A 20,599-nucleotide genomic window follows, 5' to 3' on the forward strand; every position below is an offset into this window, starting at 1 on the left:
TACTTATAGATAGAAGAATGTGTGAACGAAGAAAACAAAAAACTGGAGGATATATGGGGAAAAATCAAGGAATATATAAGGAGAACGGACAAGTTATCTCTTTTAATCAATTAGCGGACTTCTTTTATAAAAAAGGGATGAGGGCTTACAAAGGGCAGAAATTGCAAGATGCAATTAAATATTTTCGAAGAGCGGCACAAAGTGAGAAGGAGCCGTTTATTTTATGCCAATTAGCAACAGTATTATCTGAGGCTGGTGAATATCAAGAGTCGAATCAAATCTTCTTTAAGCTTGTTAGATCTAATCCAGAACTTGAACAATGCTATTATTTTATTGCAAATAATTATGCATATATGGGGCTATTTCAGCAGGCGAAAAAGTATGCGGATCGCTATTTAGAAGTTGCAGAAGAGAAGGAATTTGTAAAAGATACATTAGAATTACTTGAAATTATGGAAGAAGAAGCGATGGGTGAGGAAGAGATTGAGGATGAAGATGATCTAATTGTTATGCAGGAAGAAGCGAATCGTTATATTCGTAACGGACAATTGGAAGAAGCAATTGCTACATTAGAAATTGTTACGAAAGATTATCCGGAATTTTGGTCGGGTCATAATAATTTAGCCATTGCACATTTTCAATCTGGTAATGTAGATAAAGCTCTGAAGTTAACGGAAATGATTTTAGAGAAAAATCCTGGTAATATACATGCGCTTTGTAATACGCTTATTTTCCTATATTCAATTGGAGAGCATAAACAAGTAGAAGCGTTAGCGGAGCAGTTAGTTTCAGTATATCCGATTTCATTCGAGCATCGTTTGAAACTTGGAACGACACTTGCAACAATTGGCCATTTTGAGCCTGCATATAAATGGTTCAAAGTATTAAAGCGTCAAGGATACGAGGGAGACGTTAGTTTTTATTATTGGTTTGCATATTCTGCTTATATGGTGAAAGATCAGCAAGTAGCTGAAAAAATGTGGCAGCATGTTGTAGAATTGCACCCTGATAAAAAGGGAAAAGAACCGTGGAATGCGCTGAATTTAGCAGATGAAGGACAAAACGTATTATTTGAAGAATTACGAAAATCATTTCAGCAAAGTGCGACGCTAGAGGAACAAATGCTAGCTTTATATTTAATGAATGAATTGTCAACGCCAGAGAAGGTGGGATTCTTCTTTGATGTAACGCAGGCGAAAAATGGTGTTCCAATCGTATCGCAACTTGCAAAGTATTTCTTTTTACTTAATAGCCATAAGAGCATTCCAGCTGATTTACAGCAATTTGAACAGTGCGCGCAAATTGCGGATGCTTTATATAATTATACGAAAAAAGATGATGAATTAATCGAAGAGTGTTTACAATTTTGGTTTTGTACGTTCATACGTTTATATACATCTGGGGCAGTTTTTACAAATGTATACGGCTGGTCAGCTGCGGTTGAATATATTGTGCGCGGCGAACAAGGAAATAAGATGACACAGTCGGAGCTTGGAGATGTATATAATGTATCTGTAGCGACTGTTCGAAAGTATGTGCAGGCTGTTAAGCGTACGCACACATAGGGTAAGCAAATCATTGGGAAAAAAATGATGCTAACAGTATAATGAGGGTAACTTAATTGTGTAGGAATGAATAGGAGTGAATAGTGTGTCAGAAGAAAAAATTTATGATGTCATTATTATTGGTGCAGGACCAGCTGGTATGACAGCTGCAGTATATACATCTCGTGCGAATTTAAGCACATTAATGCTTGAGCGTGGTATCCCAGGTGGCCAAATGGCAAACACAGAGGATGTAGAGAACTACCCAGGTTATGAGTCTATTTTAGGACCAGACTTATCAAATAAAATGTTCGAGCATGCGAAGAAATTTGGTGCTGAATATGCATACGGTGATGTGAAAGCAGTTATCGATGGTAAAGAATACAAAACAATTATTGCTGGTAAAAAAGAATATAAAGCACGTGCAATTATCGTTGCAAGCGGTGCAGAGTATAAAAAAATTGGTGTGCCAGGCGAAACAGAACTTGGCGGCCGTGGTGTATCATATTGTGCAGTATGTGATGGGGCTTTCTTTAAAGGAAAAGAACTTGTAGTTATTGGTGGTGGAGATTCTGCTGTTGAAGAGGGTGTGTTCTTAACACGATTCGCATCAAAGGTAACAATTGTTCACCGTCGTGACACTCTTCGTGCACAGAAAATTTTACAAGATCGCGCTTTCCAAAACGAGAAAGTTGATTTCATTTGGAATCACACTATAAAAGAAATTAACGATGCAAATGGTAAAGTAGGAAGCGTAACACTTGTAGACGTAAACGGTGGAGAAGAGAAAGAAGTCAAAACTGATGGCGTGTTCATATACATCGGTATGTTACCATTATCAAAACCATTTGTTGAACTAGGTATTACAAATGAAAATGGTTACCTTGAAACAAATGAGCGTATGGAAACGAAAGTTCCTGGTATTTTCGCAGCTGGAGATGTTCGTGAAAAAATGCTACGTCAAATTGTAACGGCAACAGGTGATGGTAGTATCGCAGCACAAAGTGCTCAACATTATGTAGAAGAATTATTAGAAGAACTAAAAACTGTATCAGAAAAATAAGGGGTAATATGCCTTTTGAGAAGAAAGCTACCGATAGGAGCTTTCTTCTTTTTTTATGAAAATGTCAAAGTTTTGTCAAAAAATATTAGGATTATAAGCTTTCTTATTGATATACTGGACTTTACGGAAAAATCACTATAAGAAATGAGGAAATTATTCAGTATGGAATGGCGTAATATATATCGTGGATTTTGTATGGGCGTTAGTGATTTAATTCCTGGTGTGAGCGGTGGTACAATCGCTGTTGTGTTAGGGATTTATGAACAATTGCTTGCGGCAATTAGTGGATTCTTTAGTCGTGAATGGAAAAAACATTTAGGGTTTTTAATTCCCCTTGCAGCTGGTGTGGCAGCAGCGTTTTTAACGTTAAGTCACGTTATTAAATATTTACTTGCAAATCATTATGAACCGACTCAATTTTTCTTCCTCGGTTTAATTATTAGTATATTACCGATGTTAATGAGAGAAGCTGATGCAAAGTCTTCGTTTAAAGGTAAGCACATTGTTTTACTAATAGTTGCAGCAATTCTTGTTGCGATCACAGCTTTCTTTAAACCAGATAAGGCAGCAGATCCAATTACGACGTTAACAATTTTAAATGCAATTGGTTTATTTTTCGCAGGATGGATGGCTAGTATGGCTATGTTGCTTCCTGGAATTAGCGGATCATTTATTTTATTAATTATTGGTGTGTATCCGACAGCAATTAATGCTTTAACTACACTCAACTTACCTTTAATCGTAGTTATCGGTGCTGGTGTTATGGTAGGGTTTGTTGTAAGTAGTAAAGGAATTAGTTTCTTGTTAGATCGTTATAAAAGTATGACATTTGCGGTAATTATTGGACTTGTTATCGGCTCAATCGTAATTGTGTTCCCGGGTATTCCAACTGGAGGATTTTCAATTATAAGTTCAATTATTACCTTTATTTTAGGATTTGCGATTGTTACTTATTTCGGTAAGAAATAAGTACTTTAATCCCCTTGGCGATAAAAATCGTTAAGGGGATTTTTCATGCTATTCATTGAAAGTCTAGGCATTTACATTGCTTGTTCTAGAAAGCTTTTTTAAAATTGTTGAGTAGCATGTGCTTAGCGAAAGAGGACTGGCTCCTTCGTTGTAGCAAACTGTTTTTGATAGTATAATGAAATGAGTATGCAGTGAGAAATTTACTGCAAGTAGCTGAGGTGAAGAAACATGCAAAGAGTGACAAACTGTGTGTTAATTAGAGATAATGAAGTACTCTTACTCCAAAAACCTCGCCGAAATTGGTGGGTTGCACCAGGCGGGAAAATGGAGCGTGGTGAGACAGTAAGAGATTCCGTTGTTCGCGAGTATCGTGAAGAAACAGGTATTTATTTAAAGAACCCAGCGTTAAAAGGGGTCTTCACCTTTGTCATCCAAGAAGGTGATAAAGTTGTTTCTGAATGGATGATGTTCTCCTTTTTAGCGACAGATTTTGCAGGAGAAAACAAACTAGAGAGCGAAGAAGGCATCATTGGTTGGCATACATTTGACAAAATTGATGATTTAGCAATGGCACCAGGAGATTATCACATTATTGATTATTTAATTAAAGGAAATGGCATAATCTACGGTACATTTGTATATACCCCAGATTTTGAGTTGCTTTCATATCGATTAGATCCGAGTTAAACCGTCAAGGAGAGGATACGATGACAGAGAATAATGATATAAAAATGGTAATTATTACAGGAATGTCTGGAGCTGGAAAGACAGTAGCTTTACAAAGTTTTGAAGATTTAGGATATTTCTGTGTAGATAATTTACCACCGATGTTATTGCCGAAGTTTATTGAACTTATGGCGGATTCAAAAGGGAAAATGAATAAAGTGGCACTTGGCGTTGATTTACGTGGCCGAGAGTTTTTCGAACATTTATGGGGAGCGCTTGATGATTTATCAGAACGTACATGGATTATTCCTCATATTTTATTCTTAGATGCGAAAGATGGCACGCTTGTAACTCGTTATAAAGAAACGAGACGTTCGCATCCACTTGCACCAACTGGTTTGCCGTTAAAGGGAATCGAGATGGAGCGTGGCTTATTAACTGATATGAAGGCACGAGCGAATATTGTGCTGGATACATCGGATTTAAAACCGAAAGAATTACGTGAAAAGATTGTTCATCTGTTTTCAACTGAAACTGAGCAAGCATTTCGTGTAAATGTTATGTCATTTGGATTTAAGTACGGTATTCCAATTGATGCAGATTTAGTATTTGATGTTCGTTTTTTACCAAATCCATATTACATTCCACATATGAAGCCATTAACAGGACTAGATGAAGAAGTTTCATCGTATGTGCTGAAATTTAATGAGACACATAAGTTTTTAGAAAAATTGACGGATCTTATTACTTTCATGCTGCCTCATTATAAAAGAGAAGGCAAGAGTCAACTTGTAATTGCAATTGGATGTACAGGTGGACAGCATCGTTCTGTTACGCTTACAGAATACCTTGGGAAACATTTGAAACCAGAGTATAGCGTTCATGTATCTCATCGTGATGTGGAGAAGAGAAAGGGCCATTAAGGGATGAAAAAAGAGAGAAAACCTAAAATTGTTATTATGGGAGGCGGTACTGGACTCTCTGTTTTATTACGAGGATTAAAACAATATCCAGTTGATATTACAGCAGTTGTTACAATCGCTGATGATGGTGGCAGTTCAGGTAGATTACGTGATGAGCTCGAAATTCCACCCCCAGGTGACATTCGTAACGTACTTGTTGCGTTATCAGATGTAGAGCCGCTGGTGGAAGCTTTATTTCAGCACCGTTTCACAACGGGAGACGGGCTGAAAGGTCATGCGTTAGGAAATTTATTATTAGCGGGTATGACCTCGATTACAGGAGACTTCTTCCATGCGATTACGGAAACGAGTAAAGTGTTAAATGTCAGAGGACGTGTGTTACCGGCAGCTAACCAAAGTGCGGTACTTCATGCGGAACTAGAAGATGGAGAAATTGTAACAGGTGAATCAAAGATTCCTTATTCCGGGAAGAAGATTAACCGCGTCTTTTTAACTCCAGAAGATGTAGAGCCGTTACATGAAACGTTGGCTGAGATTAAACGAGCTGATTTACTTGTTTTTGGTCCAGGAAGTTTGTATACGAGTATATTACCGAATTTAGTTGTTAACAAAATCGGGGACGCTGTTCTTGCTGCAAAAGCGAAGAAGGTATATGTGTGTAATGTTATGACGCAAGCTGGTGAAACGATGGGATATACTGCGTTTGACCATGTGCAGGCGTTACATGATCATTTAGGTAAACCATTTATCGATACTGCAATTGTAAATAACCGTGATATTCCTTGTGAATTACGTCAGTTATATGAGGAAGAACTGTCGGCACCGGTTGTAGTAGATGAAGAGCGTTTTACAGAGAGTAATATTGATGTCATTCAAGATCAATTAGCGAAGTATGATGATCGTGTTGTAAGGCACGATACATTAAAACTAGCTTCTATTTTATATTCATTGTTGTAGATGTGCGTTGCCTCGTTTGAGGTAACGCTCATCATTTCATATAGGACAAGATTTTTGTTCCAAAGTAATCGTATAAGGAGGTGTTGACTGTGTCATTTGCATCAGAAACAAAGAAAGAGCTAACGAATCTTGAGGTGAAGGAATGCTGTGAGAAAGCAGAATTATCAGCGTTACTTCGAATGAACGGATCGCTTTCTTTTTCAAACCGTCGTCTATCTATCGATATTCAAACGGAGAATGCGGCAATTGCAAGAAGGATTTATACGCTTTTGAAAAAAGGATATGACGTGACGGTAGAATTACTTGTTCGTAAAAAAATGCGATTGAAGAAAAATAATGTATATATTGTGCGGCTTGTTGAGAAGTCTCGCGAAATATTAGCTGATCTTCATATTGTTCGAGATGACTTTTCGTTTATCCGAAATATATCACAAGAATTGATTGAGAAGAAATGTTGTAAACGATCGTATTTACGTGGTGCATTTTTAGCAGGTGGTTCAGTAAATAACCCAGAAACATCATCTTATCATTTAGAGGTCTTTTCGTTATATAAGGAACATAATGATGCTATATGTGAACTGATGAACGGATTTGATTTAAATAGTAAGACGTTGGAAAGAAGAAAAGGGTACATTACGTATTTGAAAGAAGCAGAAAAGATTACGGAGTTTTTAAATATTATAGGCGCTCATAATGCACTTTTAAGATTTGAAGATATTCGAATCGTTCGCGATATGCGTAATTCAGTAAATCGTTTAGTGAACTGCGAAACAGCCAATTTAAATAAAACAATTGGTGCAGCGCTAAGGCAGATTGAAAATATCCGTTATATTGATGAGACGGTTGGTCTTGATATATTACCAGATAAACTGCGAGAAATCGCACAATTACGAAGAGATTATCAAGATGTAACATTGAAAGAGTTAGGCGAGATGGTATCCGGGGGGAAAATTAGTAAATCGGGTATTAATCATCGTTTGCGTAAAATCGATGAGATTGCAGAGAAATTACGCGCGGGGGAAACGGTAGCAAAAAAATAAGAGGTTAAAGGGGAAATGGAGCTGTGGTTCAAAAACGAGTTAAGGTTTCATTAAAAAACGGTTTACAAGCACGTCCGGCTGCGTTGTTTGTACAAGAGGCTAATCGCTTTCATGCGGATATCTTCATCGAGAAAGATGGAAAGACAGTGAATGCAAAGAGCATAATGGGGATTATGAGCTTAGCAATTGGAACTGGTAGCATGATAACAATTACAACAGAAGGTTCAGATGCAGAAGAAGCTTTAGAAGCATTAGCTGCATATATACAATAAAAAGCTATCGCGCATGTGCGATAGCTTTTTTGTTTTGTTGTTTGTTGTTTGGTGTTTGTCTGTGGGGGTATGCACGTGCGGAGGTTTAACCATAAAAAAGCGCCCTATTATAGGACGCTTCCGCTTTAAATATCTATTAACGATTTGTAAAGATTTTATCGATTAAGCCGTATTCTAGAGCTCTTTCAGCTGTCATGAAGTTGTCGCGGTCTGTGTCGCGTTGTAGTACTTCAAGTGGTTGACCTGTGCGGTCAGCAAGAATTTGGTTTAGTTTTTCACGTAAGAATAGGATACGTTTTGCAGCGATTTCGATTTCAGTCGCTTGACCTTGTGCTCCGCCAAGTGGTTGGTGAATCATTACTTCACTGTTTGGAAGTGCATAACGTTTTCCTTTTTCACCTGCTGCAAGTAAGAATGCACCCATAGATGCAGCCATACCGATACAGATTGTTGATACTTGTGGTTTAATAAATTGCATTGTATCGTAAATTGCCATACCTGCTGTGATAGAACCACCAGGGCTATTGATGTAGATGTGAATATCTTTTTCTGGATCTTGAGATTCCAAGAATAAAAGCTGGGAAACGATTGAGTTAGCTACGTTGTCATCAATTGCACTACCAAGCATAATGATGCGGTCTTTTAATAGTCGAGAGTAAATATCGTAAGCGCGTTCTCCACGATTTGTTTGTTCAATTACTGTAGGAATTAAATTCATCTGTTATTTCCTCCTTCTAAAGCTTTCTTAGTCTTATAATACAATTATGGTCAATAAAGGTCAAACGAAACCACTTTAAATCAAAAAAATATGTAGTTGTACCATGAATTATTCGCTATATTTTTGAAATTCCCTGCTTATGTATCTTCAACATCATAACCGAATTACATAAATTTAAACGTCATGAAATCTGTAGTAAAAAGAAAAGAACGCCTTTTTACTGAAGCGTTCTTGCGATATCTATTCTTTTAAAAGATAGGTTACTTTATTTAATATCTTTTCGATATGTTTCGCGTTTTTACTATACATTTCGCTTGCTGATTTCGACTTTGTTTCTAGGGAAAATAGTTCAAGATCAGCATGACATTTTTTTAAAGATGCTAATAATAAAGGCTTGTTTTGAGGAGAAGGCATTTGTAGTTTGTCATTATAAATGTCGATAGTAAGTTGTCCGTATGAATCCACTTGACCGAGAAAGACATTTTCAATAACAACACCAAGCTTTTCGAGTTCAGAATGTAACCAAGCACGGTTATGTCCGCTAGAGGATAGAGGTTCATCTAAGACATTGCCATCCATAATAACAGTTTGTGGTTCTTTTTCATTCGGTACTTTTAAGCCAACGTCTTTTGCTGTAAGTGGTTGGCGATCTTTCTTCAATAACACATTTAATTCTCCGCTCGGTTCTAGTACGGCAAATTCAACATCAGCTACGCTGAAAGCATTTTTTCCACGGAGTAGTTCCAGTAATTCATCACTTGTATATTTTTCTTTCTTTAAGTTGTCTTCCAGTATCTTTCCGTCTTTTATTAATACGGTAGATTTTCCTTCAAAAAAATCTCGAGCTGTTTTGTTCTTTAAAGAGAGGATTCCTGTGAAAAAAGGTACCACAGCGAAAATGAGTATCGCAAAGACGCCGTGGAAAAATTTTGAATCGAGCCCCGTAGATACTTGGGCAGCGATGTCACCGATTGTCATTCCGGCTATGTATTCAAAAAAGGAGAGCTGAGAAATTTGTCTTTTCCCTAACCATTTCGTAATAGCGAATAAAATAATTAATATGAATACAGAGCGAAGAATGACAAGTGTCCATTCCGGCAGGTGAGACATAGTCATTTCCTCCAGTCTACTTAAAACCCTTTATATTGAGGTTCTTCACGTTCTAATAATGAAACTCTATTCTGTAAATCAGCGATGATGCTGTCCATTTCTAACATACATTCATGAAATACACGTTTTGATTCCGCGTCCTGTGAATGTAGTGAAAGGGAGCTTAAACTTGCTTGAGCGCCCCTTACACTAGCAAGGCAGGTTTTAACGCTAGCGATAACTGTCATACAAACACCTCTTATCCTTTCGGTTTGAATAGTAATGCACCAATGAATCCGAATATGATAGCAGCAGAAATACCAGCGCTTGTTACTTTAAACATTCCCGTAATGACACCGACGATGCCGTGCTTTGCAGCTTCTTCCATTGCGCCGTGAACGAGGGCGTTACCGAAACTTGTAATCGGTACAGTTGCCCCGGCTCCAGCAAAGTCGATTAATGGTTCATACAAATTGAATCCGTCTAATATAGCACCGGCAACAACGAGTGTTGCCATTGTATGAGCGGGTGTTAGCTTGCCGACATCAAACATAAGTTGGCCAATTACACATATGAGTCCGCCAATGACGAAAGCCCAGAAAAAAATCATTGCGTTGCACCTCCAAATTCAATCGAAACGGCGTGAGCGATACACGGAATCGTTTCTTCTTGTTGGAATGTAAGTGGAGATAGTAAAGCGCCTGTCGCAACGACAAGTATTTTTTTGAACTCTCCTCTTTTCATTCGGTTTAATAAATGACCGTACACGACTGTTGCGGAACATCCCGGTCCGCTAGCACCAGCTATGACAGGTTGCCCTTCTCTATAAATGAGTGTGCCGCAATCTTGAAACTGTTCGCTCGTTACTTTCGTTCCGTGTTTATGTAGTAAGTCATAAGCAATTTCGCGACCGACATGTCCAAGATCACCTGTTACAATTAAGTCGTAATAAGAGGCGTCAATTTGTCGTTCGCGTAAATGGGCCTCAATCGTATCGACAGCTGCTGGGGCCATCGCACCACCCATATTAAAAGGATCTGTTAATCCCATATCAATCACTCGCCCGATTGTGGCAGATGTTACTCTAGGACCATGTCCAGTGTCGCTTAAAATAGCCGCCCCCGCCCCGGTTACTGTCCATTGTGCGGTAGGTGGTTTTTGACCGCCGTATTCAGTTGGATATCGGAACTGCTTCTCTACAGCAGCGTTATGACTAGATGCCCCAGTTAATAAATATTTTGCGCCTTTTGCATTTACAATGCTTGCCCCGAGTGCTAATCCTTCCATAGAAGTAGAACAAGCACCAAATAATCCGAGATATGGTGTGCCGAGTGTGCGGCAGGCAAAGCTTGTTGGAGTGATTTGATTAATTAAATCTCCTGCAAGTACGAATTGAATATCATCTTTACGAAGTTCTGCTTTTTCAGTAGCACGGCTACAAGCTTCTTCGAATAAAATTTTATGTGCTTTTTCATAGGAATCCTGACCGAGCCATAAATCTTCATGAAGGATATCGAAGTCTTCTGGAATGTTTCCTTTTGCTTCAAATGGCCCGCCAACGACTCCTGTCGAAATAATAACTGGTTTGTTTTCAAATACCCACGTTCGGTGTCCTTGTAACATTTATAGCCCTCCCCATTGAACGAGAATCGTTTTAATAAGTGCGATGACGAAAGCTGAAAATACACCAAACAAAATAACAGAGCCGGCTAATTTAAACATATTTCCACCAACGCCGAGTACGAACCCTTCTGTTCGGTGTTCGATACATGCGGCGATAACAGAGTTACCAAATCCAGTAACGGGTACAGCTGTGCCTGCTCCAGCAAACTGCCCAAAGCGGTCATATATACCGAAACCAGTTAGTAACATGGAAATGAAAATGAGAGTTGCGACTGTTGGATTTCCTGCTGAACGCTCAGTGAAATCGAAATATGTGATATAAAACGTAGAAATGAGTTGTCCGATGAAGCAAATAAAACCACCGACGAAAAAGGCTTTAATACAATTTTTCAAGACAGGGCGCTTCGGTTCGCGTTCTTGCTCGAATTTTTTATACTCTTGTTGCACAGGGGTTAAGTTCTTATCTTTACTAGACATTGCGATCCTTCCTTTTCTATTAAAAAGCGTTAAGTGTTAGACTCCATTTTTTTCCCAATGAGTTTTAATTGCTTATTGATCTCGTCTTTAGATACTTCTTTTTTCTTAATTTTGCTCTCAAGCTTTTCGAGTAACATAAAGATTTTTTTATCAGTACTTACACGAACATCGAAAGTAGGATGCTCATCACTTAGCTGCTTTTGAAGCTTCTTACGCAAAGCTTTTAGCCCAAACCTTTCGTGATGCTCAGGTGTAACTGCTATGTAGAGATCTAAATTTGAATTCACTGCTGTGCTTTTTATAATTTCATCCATAGCGAGAGCCCTTTTCTTGGCTCCTTGTGATATAGATTGATTAAAGGATTCCGTACTCGTCTTTGTTAGTTTGGGACCTTTTTCTTTCTCCGTTCGTTTTGCTTCTTCTTTCACTTTTTTATCTAAGGGACTATTATCACATCCGGCAAAAGAGCTACATAGAAGGGCAAATAACGCGGTTATGAGGCCGAGTTTTCGCATAATTATCATTCCATTTCTATTGCAATATGTAATGTGATAGAAAAAGGATGACTGCATATCATCCTTTTTCTATTTCACAGCATGACGAATCTGTTATTGCTGTGAGTATTGTGGTTCTTCTTGTTGGACTTCTTCAACGCGTGGGTTTAAAGAATCGATAATCGTTTGCGTTTGTTGCGCAGCTGTTTGGAAAAGTTGCTTCGCTTGTTGGTTATCCGTATCAAGAGCGAATCCCTCTAAGCTAGCTTGTGCACTTTTTAATCCAGAAACAGTTTGCTTTAGTTTTGTAATTACAGTCATTGAATGAAGCCCCCTTTGGAATATCAATTCAAAGATTATAATTTGTGAGTTGGGGTGAATTTATGATTGGGAAATTTAGGAGATAGTGCTTTGTTAATATACTACTAACTAAGGTGCATAAAGGATTACGGGGATATTTTTATTGATTTAGATGGATTTTATTGCTATTATTATGGAAAGAAAATGAAGTGTTTTCTATAATCATGCGCCCATAGCTCAGTCGGATAGAGCGGTGGTTTCCGGTACCACGTCTGCCGGGGGTTCGAATCCCTCTGGGTGCGTTATGTATTGTTGGTGTTACGTGTTGAAAATAATATAGTAAATTTTAAAACAACCTCTTGTATGTGATTAGAAATAATCGTGTATAGGGGGTTCTTGTTATGGCCCTACAAGGTACTTCTGTTAATTTTGTAATGAGTTTATACTAAAATTATTTAAAACTTATAGTATGAGGGGATTGCAGGTGCGTAAAATTAGTGGATATTTAAGGATTTTAAGGGATAACGAACGTAGAACCGTTGCTGTATCTGATTCTGGTGAAATTACAGGCGATGAAATGTTGAAATTCATGTTAAATATGGAAGTGCACTATAAAGAAATTGATAGGGATTGTTTTGGACCTAGTCACTATTTGCCTAGCGGAGACTACCATAAGGATTTAATAGCGATTGTCTTTACGGCTGAAATGATGTTAGACGGCATGGAATTAGAAGGTGAATGGCCTGCTGAAGAAGGGGATGTTATATTTAACGAAGCATAATGAATCTATCTGCATAAAAAGGTCTGCACTTACAAATATAAGTGCAGACCTTTTTTATTAATACTTGTTATATCTGATAATAAGATTTACTATTAGTATGTGGTAATAATTTTTATTGCGCTATTATTTTCTTTCAATATTATTCAAATTTCGGTTGTAAGTTGTAAATCTCATTAATACATATAAATTAATAATATTTTGGAATGGGTGTCTGTGATAGCATTCTCCTTTTACCAAACTTATTGTACAATAGAAACAAGGGGGAGATTAGTTTGAAGGCAAGTCTTTTACAAGAACAAAGCTTACGTTTGGCAATGACACAAGAGTTAAGGCAAGCGATTACAATGCTCCAGTATAATGTACAAGAATTATCGGAGTTTTTGTATGAGCAATCGTTAGAGAATCCCCTTATTGAGTTAGGTGGTTTTGAGAGGGAGAAGAAAAAGAGCTCTAACACAAGTAAAAGTACCAGCAAACAAGTCGAGAATCAGATGGAAATCTACAGTGTGGATTCAACAACGATTCAGCAACATTTATTAAATCAAATACAGTATTATAAAATAGAAGAAGAAGAGCGAAAAGTAGCTTCTTTCATTATTATGAACATGGATGGAAATGGGTATTTACAAGAAACGAACGAAGAGTTAGCGGATCTCCTTTCCGCACCAATTCATGTAGTCGACCGCTCTGTAGAGCTTGTCCAATCGCTCGAGCCAGCAGGGGTAGGGGCGCGTAATATTCAGGAATGTCTAACTTTGCAATTGAAGCGCTTACAAAGACGGAATGGATTAGCGGAAGAGGTTATAGAGGATCAATTTGCTTATTTCGTGAAGAAAGATTGGCGAAAGCTCGTCCAAGTGTTGAAGTGTAGTAATGAGGAATTGCAATCAGCAGTGAACTGTATTACGTCATTACAGCCGAAACCAGGTCTTGCGTTTTCTTCTGATAAACCACTTTATATCGTGCCTGATATGGCGGTGAAAAAAGATGGTGATCGTCTCGTTTTACAAATGAACGAGAGAAATATGCCGAGAATTGAAATTCATTCCGAGTATAGTGCGCTTCTGAATAATAGTGAAAGTGAAGTAGCATCTTACGTATCAGAAAAGTATCAGCATGTGCAGTGGATTATGCGCAGTTTAAAACAGAGAAAACAAACGCTTCTGCAAGTGATGACTATTATTATGGAAAAACAACGTGATTTCTTCTGGGAAGGTCCAGAATATTTAAAACCGCTTGCTTTAAAAGAGGTAGCGGAAGAGTTAAGTGTGCATGAATCTACAATTAGTCGTGCAACGCGAAATAAATATGTGCAAACACCACACGGTTTATTTGAGATGAAATCGTTCTTTAGTAATGCTGTTTCGACTACTGAAGATGAAGCGGTTTCTACAAAGCGTGTGAAACGATTTATCCAAACGCTTGTGGAGGCGGAGAATAAGAAAAAGCCACTTTCAGATCAAAAGATTTCAAAATTATTAGAAGAAGAGCATGAAATCGTTATTTCTCGAAGAACAGTGGCGAAGTATAGAGAACAAATGCACATTCCAGCGTCATCATTACGAAAAACGATCGGATAGGTGAAGAATATGAAAGTTGTACTGTATACAAAAAAAGATTGTGGCCTTTGCGTGCAGGCGAAACAAGTTTTACAGGAAGTACAATGTGAATATTCTTTTCAAATCGAGGAAATAGATATATATGAAGATAATGACCTTTTGGAGAAGTATCATTTAATGATTCCAGTTGTAGAAATAGGCGGAAAACAGGTAGAATATGGTAACATTCACAAAGGTGTCATAATAAACTATATAAACAATGCAGTTAAGAGTTGAATAAGTTTCTATCTCCTGTTACAATAATACACGTAGCAGGGATTATTTTTTTAACCTATGTGGGACATAAAATGTCACTACGGGACACAAAGTGACCACAAGGGGAAATGAACCAATGTAGTGAGGAGAAAAGATATGCGCTCATGGATTCAGAACACAAAAAAATTATTACCTGATCTGCTACCTGTTATGCAAACGAGAATGCAAATTCTTCAATACATTAGGCTCATGCAGCCGATTGGAAGAAGAAACTTGTCAGCAAGTCTCGGTATGACAGAACGAGTATTGCGAAGTGAAGTTCAAGTTTTGAAAGAACAAAACTTAGTTCACGTCGCTTCTTCTGGAATGACTTTGACAGAAGAAGGAACAGCTTTAGTTCTTGCTTTGGAAGACTTTATGAAAGAAATTTCCGGGTTAAAGGTTTTAGAAAAACAACTTAAGGAAACATTAGACTTGGATGAAGTTTTCGTTGTCCCTGGTGATAGTGATGAATCGCCTTGGGTCAAACTGGAGATGGGCCGTGCTTGTGTGACTTGTATAAAAGACCGTCTGACAGTGAATAATATCGTTGCTGTGGCTGGAGGAACTACGCTAGCTGCTGCTGCGGACATGATGCAACTTGATTGCAAAGATTTACATATGCTATTTGTCCCAGCACGTGGTGGAATTGGAGAAGGTGTTGAGTTAGAAGCCAATACCATTTGCGCCAAAATGGCACAAAATACGATGAGTAATTATCGCTTATTGTATGTTCCAGATCACGTTAGTAGCGAAGCATATGCGTCCATTGTAACAGAGCCCTCCGTGAAAGAAGTTCTTGAGTTGATTCGATCTTCCAATATCGTCATTCATGGAATTGGTGATGCGTTAACAATGGCACGTCGCAGAAATACTTCAGAAGCAGATTGGTTAAAGATTCAGGCAAGCGAAGCAGTTGGCGAAGCTTTCGGTTACTACTTTAGTGAACAAGGAAATGTTGTTCATAAAGTAAGAACGGTTGGTATGCAACTTGAAGATTTACAAAATGTATCTCACGTTGTTGCAGTCGCTGGAGGTTCTTCAAAGGCAAAGGCAATACAGGCTGTAATAAAGCAAGGGCACACTTCAATTCTAATTACAGATGAAGGTGCAGCAAAACAGTTAACAAAGGGTATTACCCTTTAAATATAATCCCCCAAGGAGGAAATTCAAATGACTAAAATTGGTATTAATGGATTTGGACGTATCGGACGTAATGTATTCCGCGCAGCTCTTAACAACTCTGAGGTAGAAGTAGTAGCAATCAACGACTTAACAGATGCTAAAACATTAGCTCACCTTTTAAAATATGACACAGTTCACGGAACTTTAAATGCAGAAGTATCTGCTAACGAAAACAGCATCGTTGTTAACGGTAAAGAAATTAAAGTTATCGCTGAGCGTGACCCAGCTCAATTACCATGGAGCGACTACGGAGTAGAAGTAGTAGTAGAATCTACTGGCCGTTTCACTAAAAAATCAGACGCTGAAAAACACTTAGGTGGATCAGTTAAGAAAGTTATCATCTCAGCTCCAGCTTCTGACGAAGATATCACTGTAGTTATGGGTGTTAACCACGAACAATACGATGCAGCTAACCACAACGTAGTATCTAACGCTTCTTGTACTACAAACTGTCTAGCTCCATTCGCTAAAGTATTAAACGAAAAATTCGGCGTAAAACGCGGAATGATGACAACAATTCACTCTTACACTAACGACCAACAAATCTTAGACTTACCACACAAAGATTTACGTCGTGCTCGTGCAGCAGCTGAAAACATGATCCCAACATCTACTGGTGCTGCTAAAGCTGTAGCATTAGTATTACCAGAACTTAAAGGTAAATTAAACGGTGGCGCTGTACGTGTTCCAACTGCTAACGTTTCTCTTGTTGACTTAGTTGTTGAACTTGACAAAGAAGTAACAGTTGAAGATGTAAACGCAGCATTCAAAGCAGCAGCTGAAGGCGAATTAAAAGGTATCCTTGGATACAGCGAAGAGCCATTAGTATCTATCGACTATAACGGATGTACAGCTTCTTCTACAATCGATGCATTATCTACAATGGTAATGGAAGGTAACATGGTTAAAGTACTTTCTTGGTACGATAACGAAACTGGTTACTCTAACCGCGTAGTAGACTTAGCAGCATACATGACTTCTAAAGGTCTTTAATTCTTAAGTATATAAGCAATCAATGACAAAACGAGGGAGAGGGTTTGTTCCCTCTCTCTCTTCTTTCGTTTTAAAAGCAAATGTGTTAAGCTTTTGAGTGGGTTTTGTCAATCCTAACTAGTAGTCGGAGGGAAATCCAATGAACAAAAAATCAATTCGTGACGTAGATTTAAAAGGTAAGCGTGTATTTTGCCGCGTTGATTTCAACGTACCTATGAAAGAAGGCAAAATTACAGATGAAACTCGTATCCGTGCAGCTCTTCCTACAATTCAATATTTAGTAGAGCAAGGTGCGAAAGTTATTTTAGCAAGTCACTTAGGCCGTCCAAAAGGTCAAGCGGTAGAAGAATTACGTCTTACTCCAGTAGCAGCACGTTTAGGCGAGCTTCTTGGTAAAGATGTTAAAAAAGCAGACGAAGCATTCGGACCAGTTGCACAAGAAATGGTTGCAGCAATGAACGAAGGCGACGTATTAGTTCTTGAAAACGTACGTTTCTATGCGGGCGAAGAAAAGAACGATGCAGAACTTGCGAAAGAATTTGCAGCTCTTGCTGATATCTTCGTAAACGATGCATTCGGTGCAGCTCACCGTGCTCACGCTTCTACAGCAGGTATCGCAGACTACCTACCAGCAGTATCTGGATTATTAATGGAAAAAGAGTTAGATGTACTTGGAAAAGCACTTTCTAACCCAGAACGTCCATTCACAGCTATCATCGGTGGTGCGAAAGTAAAAGATAAAATCGGTGTAATTCGTCATCTATTAGACAAAGTAGATAACTTAATCATCGGTGGCGGACTTGCTTACACATTCGTTAAAGCTTTAGGTCATGAAATTGGTCTATCTCTATGTGAAAATGACAAAATTGAACTAGCTAAAGAATTTATGCAACTTGCAAAAGAAAAAGGCGTAAACTTCTACATGCCAGTTGATGTTGTAATCACAGAGGAATTCTCTGAAACTGCAACAACTCAAATCGTAGGTATCGATTCTATCCCTTCTACTTGGGAAGGCGTGGACATCGGTCCTAAAACACGTGAAATTTATGCAGATGTAATTAAAAATTCTAAGCTTGTTGTATGGAATGGACCAATGGGTGTATTCGAAATGACTCCATTCGCAGAAGGTACAAAAGCAGTAGGACAAGCATTAGCAGATGCAGAAGATACATACTCTGTTATCGGCGGTGGTGACTCTGCAGCAGCTGTTGAAAAATTCGGTATGGCTGATAAAATGAGCCACATTTCTACTGGCGGCGGTGCGTCATTAGAATTCATGGAAGGCAAAGAGCTTCCAGGTGTAGTTTGTCTTAACGACAAATAAGTAGCAGCCAAAGAAAAAGGACGGTGCAAAGCATGCGTAAACCAATTATCGCAGGTAACTGGAAAATGAATAAAACTCTATCTGAAGCAGTTAGCTTCGTAGAGGAAGTTAAAGGTCAAATCCCAGCAGCTTCAGCTGTTGATGCAGTAGTTTGCTCTCCAGCTCTATTTTTAGAGCGTTTAGTAGCAGCAACTGAAGGAACTGACTTACAAGTAGGTGCACAAAACATGCACTTCGAAAAAAATGGTGCATTCACTGGCGAAATTAGCCCAGTAGCACTTAGCGACTTAAAAGTAGGCTACGTAGTACTTGGCCACTCTGAGCGTCGTGAAATGTTTGCTGAAACAGACGAGTCAGTAAACAAAAAGACTCTTGCAGCATTTGAACATGGTTTAACACCAATCGTATGTTGTGGTGAGACTTTAGAAGAGCGCGAAAGCGGAAAAACATTTGATCTAGTAGCAGGTCAAGTGACAAAAGCACTTGCAGGTTTAACAGAAGAGCAAGTTAAAGTAACTGTTATCGCTTATGAGCCAATCTGGGCTATCGGTACAGGTAAATCTTCTTCTTCTGCAGATGCAAACGAAGTATGTGCGCACATCCGTAAAGTTGTTGCAGAAGCTGTTTCTCCAGAAGCTGCAGAAGCTGTTCGTATTCAATACGGCGGTAGTGTAAAACCAGAAAACATTAAAGAGTATATGGCACAATCTGACATCGACGGCGCTTTAGTTGGCGGTGCTAGCTTAGAGCCTGCTTCGTTCTTAGGTCTTCTGGGGGCGGTAAAATGAGAAAGCCAACAGCTTTAATCATTCTTGATGGTTTCGGACTACGTGAAGAAACTCACGGGAATGCTGTAGCACAAGCTAAGAAACCTAATTTTGATGGTTACTGGAACAAATTCCCTCACACAACGCTTACAGCTTGTGGTGAGGAAGTGGGTCTTCCAGCGGGTCAAATGGGTAACTCTGAGGTTGGTCACTTAAATATCGGTGCAGGCCGCATCGTATATCAAAGCTTAACACGCGTAAACGTTGCAATTCGTGAAGGTGAGTTCGATCAGAACGAAACTTTCCAGAATGCAATTAAAAGCGTAAAAGAAAAAGGTACTGCTCTTCATTTATTCGGTTTACTTTCTGATGGTGGTGTGCACAGTCACATGAACCATATGTTTGCTCTTCTTCGCTTAGCAGCAAAAGAAGGCGTGGAGAAAGTTTATATCCATGCATTCTTAGACGGCCGCGATGTTGGACCACAAACAGCAAAAGGTTATATCGATGCAACAAATGAAGTAATTAAAGAAACAGGAGTAGGACAATTCGCGACTATCTCTGGTCGTTATTACTCCATGGACCGTGACAAGCGTTGGGATCGCGTAGAAAAATGTTACAGTGCTATGGTGAATGGTGAAGGCCCTACTTATAAATCAGCAGAAGAGTGTGTAGAAGACTCTTATGCGAACGGTATCTATGATGAATTCGTATTGCCGTCTGTAATTGTTACTGAAGATAACACGCCAGTTGCAACAATCAATGATGATGATGCAGTTATCTTCTATAACTTCCGTCCAGACCGTGCAATTCAAATTGCTCGTGTATTTACAAACGAAGACTTCCGTGAGTTCGATCGTGGTGAAAAAGTACCTCACATTCCTGAATTCGTTTGTATGACACATTTCAGTGAAACTGTAGATGGTTACGTGGCATTCAAGCCAATGAACCTTGATAACACATTAGGTGAAGTTGTTGCGCAAGCGGGATTAAAGCAACTTCGCATCGCGGAAACTGAAAAGTATCCGCACGTTACATTCTTCTTTAGCGGTGGTCGTGAGGCTGAATTCCCAGGAGAAGAGCGTATTTTAATTAACTCACCGAAGGTTGCAACGTATGACTTGAAACCTGAAATGAGCATTTACGAAGTAACGGACGCTTTAGTAAATGAAATCGAAAATGATAAACATGATGTTATCATTCTTAACTTTGCAAACTGTGATATGGTTGGCCATTCTGGGATGATGGAACCAACAATTAAAGCAGTAGAAGCAACTGACGAATGTTTAGGAAAAGTTGTAGAAGCGATTCTTGCAAAAGATGGTGTAGCACTTATTACTGCTGACCATGGTAATGCTGATCAGGAGTTAACTGCTGATGGTGGACCAATGACAGCTCATACAACTAACCCGGTTCCTTTCATCGTTACAAAAAATGATGTAGAGCTTCGTGAAGGTGGTATTTTAGGAGATATCGCTCCAACAATGCTTACGCTTTTAAATGTGGAACAACCGAAAGAAATGACAGGTAAAACAATTATTAAATAATTTGCTTATATAAA

The 20,599-nt window shown here is 38.7% G+C and carries 24 protein-coding genes and 1 tRNA gene; 17 read left to right on the forward strand and 8 right to left on the reverse strand.

What is annotated here, in order from left to right:
• Window positions 1-53: 53 nt before the first annotated feature.
• From MKO96_RS18255 to MKO96_RS18290, 8 genes are all read left to right on the forward strand, one after another.
• Window positions 54-1,565 (forward strand): tetratricopeptide repeat protein, encoded by a 1,512-nt coding sequence (locus MKO96_RS18255; RefSeq protein ID WP_087983071.1) that lies wholly within the window; start codon window positions 54-56, stop codon window positions 1,563-1,565.
• Between the two features lie 85 nt (window positions 1,566-1,650).
• The gene (gene trxB / locus MKO96_RS18260) at window positions 1,651-2,607 is read left to right on the forward strand and encodes a thioredoxin-disulfide reductase (protein WP_240588295.1); all 957 of its coding nucleotides are present in this window, start codon (window positions 1,651-1,653) and stop codon (window positions 2,605-2,607) included.
• Window positions 2,608-2,769: 162 nt separating this feature from the next.
• A complete protein-coding gene (locus MKO96_RS18265; RefSeq protein ID WP_000455199.1) occupies window positions 2,770-3,576 on the forward strand; it encodes a DUF368 domain-containing protein in 807 nt (268 codons plus the stop codon).
• Between the two features lie 228 nt (window positions 3,577-3,804).
• Window positions 3,805-4,263, forward strand: a complete 459-nt coding sequence (locus MKO96_RS18270) for an NUDIX hydrolase (RefSeq protein WP_001190080.1) — start codon at window positions 3,805-3,807, stop codon at window positions 4,261-4,263.
• 20 nt (window positions 4,264-4,283) lie between these two features.
• Complete coding sequence (gene rapZ / locus MKO96_RS18275; protein WP_000138461.1) at window positions 4,284-5,165, forward strand: RNase adapter RapZ; 882 nt, start codon at window positions 4,284-4,286, stop codon at window positions 5,163-5,165.
• Window positions 5,166-5,168: 3 nt separating this feature from the next.
• Window positions 5,169-6,122, forward strand: coding sequence for a gluconeogenesis factor YvcK family protein (locus MKO96_RS18280; protein WP_000712181.1), 954 nt, complete (start codon window positions 5,169-5,171; stop codon window positions 6,120-6,122).
• Window positions 6,123-6,211: 89 nt separating this feature from the next.
• Window positions 6,212-7,162 (forward strand): DNA-binding protein WhiA, encoded by a 951-nt coding sequence (whiA, locus tag MKO96_RS18285; protein WP_000006568.1) that lies wholly within the window; start codon window positions 6,212-6,214, stop codon window positions 7,160-7,162.
• A 23-nt stretch (window positions 7,163-7,185) separates the two neighbouring features.
• The gene (locus tag MKO96_RS18290) at window positions 7,186-7,434 is read left to right on the forward strand and encodes an HPr family phosphocarrier protein (RefSeq protein ID WP_000250305.1); all 249 of its coding nucleotides are present in this window, start codon (window positions 7,186-7,188) and stop codon (window positions 7,432-7,434) included.
• Between the two features lie 136 nt (window positions 7,435-7,570).
• Here the strand turns inward: MKO96_RS18290 and clpP are convergent, their stop codons facing one another.
• From clpP to MKO96_RS18330, 8 genes are all read right to left on the reverse strand, one after another.
• Window positions 7,571-8,152 (reverse strand): ATP-dependent Clp endopeptidase proteolytic subunit ClpP, encoded by a 582-nt coding sequence (gene clpP / locus MKO96_RS18295; RefSeq protein WP_001049163.1) that lies wholly within the window; start codon window positions 8,150-8,152, stop codon window positions 7,571-7,573.
• 240 nt (window positions 8,153-8,392) lie between these two features.
• Complete coding sequence (locus tag MKO96_RS18300; protein WP_046955590.1) at window positions 8,393-9,262, reverse strand: DUF421 domain-containing protein; 870 nt, start codon at window positions 9,260-9,262, stop codon at window positions 8,393-8,395.
• 20 nt (window positions 9,263-9,282) lie between these two features.
• Window positions 9,283-9,489, reverse strand: a complete 207-nt coding sequence (locus MKO96_RS18305; RefSeq protein WP_000215899.1) for a DUF1657 domain-containing protein — start codon at window positions 9,487-9,489, stop codon at window positions 9,283-9,285.
• A gap of 11 nt (window positions 9,490-9,500) precedes the next feature.
• Entirely contained in the window at window positions 9,501-9,851 is a 351-nt protein-coding gene (gene spoVAE / locus MKO96_RS18310; protein ID WP_000575918.1) for a stage V sporulation protein AE, read from the reverse strand.
• Window positions 9,848-10,864, reverse strand: a complete 1,017-nt coding sequence (spoVAD, locus tag MKO96_RS18315) for a stage V sporulation protein AD (RefSeq protein ID WP_240588296.1) — start codon at window positions 10,862-10,864, stop codon at window positions 9,848-9,850. The genes spoVAE and spoVAD overlap by 4 nt, the downstream gene beginning before the upstream one ends.
• Entirely contained in the window at window positions 10,865-11,341 is a 477-nt protein-coding gene (spoVAC, locus tag MKO96_RS18320) for a stage V sporulation protein AC (protein ID WP_000095399.1), read from the reverse strand.
• Window positions 11,342-11,370: 29 nt separating this feature from the next.
• Complete coding sequence (locus MKO96_RS18325; protein WP_048563460.1) at window positions 11,371-11,856, reverse strand: YhcN/YlaJ family sporulation lipoprotein; 486 nt, start codon at window positions 11,854-11,856, stop codon at window positions 11,371-11,373.
• A 93-nt stretch (window positions 11,857-11,949) separates the two neighbouring features.
• Window positions 11,950-12,156: a DUF1657 domain-containing protein gene (locus tag MKO96_RS18330; protein WP_000216166.1), complete on the reverse strand. Its 207-nt coding sequence runs from the start codon at window positions 12,154-12,156 to the stop codon at window positions 11,950-11,952.
• A 205-nt stretch (window positions 12,157-12,361) separates the two neighbouring features.
• Between MKO96_RS18330 and MKO96_RS18335 the strand changes: the two genes are divergently transcribed.
• From MKO96_RS18335 to gpmI, 9 genes are all read left to right on the forward strand, one after another.
• Window positions 12,362-12,437 (forward strand) — tRNA-Arg (locus MKO96_RS18335).
• A 182-nt stretch (window positions 12,438-12,619) separates the two neighbouring features.
• Window positions 12,620-12,916, forward strand: coding sequence for a hypothetical protein (locus tag MKO96_RS18340; RefSeq protein ID WP_240588297.1), 297 nt, complete (start codon window positions 12,620-12,622; stop codon window positions 12,914-12,916).
• A gap of 272 nt (window positions 12,917-13,188) precedes the next feature.
• The gene (gene rpoN / locus MKO96_RS18345; protein ID WP_240588298.1) at window positions 13,189-14,496 is read left to right on the forward strand and encodes an RNA polymerase factor sigma-54; all 1,308 of its coding nucleotides are present in this window, start codon (window positions 13,189-13,191) and stop codon (window positions 14,494-14,496) included.
• Between the two features lie 9 nt (window positions 14,497-14,505).
• Window positions 14,506-14,751, forward strand: coding sequence for a glutaredoxin family protein (locus tag MKO96_RS18350; protein WP_064476221.1), 246 nt, complete (start codon window positions 14,506-14,508; stop codon window positions 14,749-14,751).
• A gap of 135 nt (window positions 14,752-14,886) precedes the next feature.
• A complete protein-coding gene (gene cggR / locus MKO96_RS18355; protein ID WP_098273240.1) occupies window positions 14,887-15,915 on the forward strand; it encodes a gapA transcriptional regulator CggR in 1,029 nt (342 codons plus the stop codon).
• Between the two features lie 27 nt (window positions 15,916-15,942).
• Window positions 15,943-16,947 carry a type I glyceraldehyde-3-phosphate dehydrogenase gene (gene gap, locus MKO96_RS18360; RefSeq protein WP_000161234.1) on the forward strand — a complete coding sequence of 335 codons (1,005 nt, stop codon included), beginning with the start codon at window positions 15,943-15,945 and terminating at the stop codon, window positions 16,945-16,947.
• 139 nt (window positions 16,948-17,086) lie between these two features.
• Window positions 17,087-18,271, forward strand: coding sequence for a phosphoglycerate kinase (locus tag MKO96_RS18365; RefSeq protein WP_002198882.1), 1,185 nt, complete (start codon window positions 17,087-17,089; stop codon window positions 18,269-18,271).
• 32 nt (window positions 18,272-18,303) lie between these two features.
• Window positions 18,304-19,059 carry a triose-phosphate isomerase gene (gene tpiA, locus MKO96_RS18370; RefSeq protein WP_076541647.1) on the forward strand — a complete coding sequence of 252 codons (756 nt, stop codon included), beginning with the start codon at window positions 18,304-18,306 and terminating at the stop codon, window positions 19,057-19,059.
• Complete coding sequence (gene gpmI / locus MKO96_RS18375; RefSeq protein WP_240588299.1) at window positions 19,056-20,585, forward strand: 2,3-bisphosphoglycerate-independent phosphoglycerate mutase; 1,530 nt, start codon at window positions 19,056-19,058, stop codon at window positions 20,583-20,585. The genes tpiA and gpmI overlap by 4 nt, the downstream gene beginning before the upstream one ends.
• The last annotated feature ends 14 nt before the right edge of the window (window positions 20,586-20,599 follow it).

The sequence above is a fragment of the Bacillus sp. ES1-5 genome (assembly GCF_022487605.1).
Classification (GTDB): domain Bacteria; phylum Bacillota; class Bacilli; order Bacillales; family Bacillaceae_G; genus Bacillus_A; species Bacillus_A wiedmannii.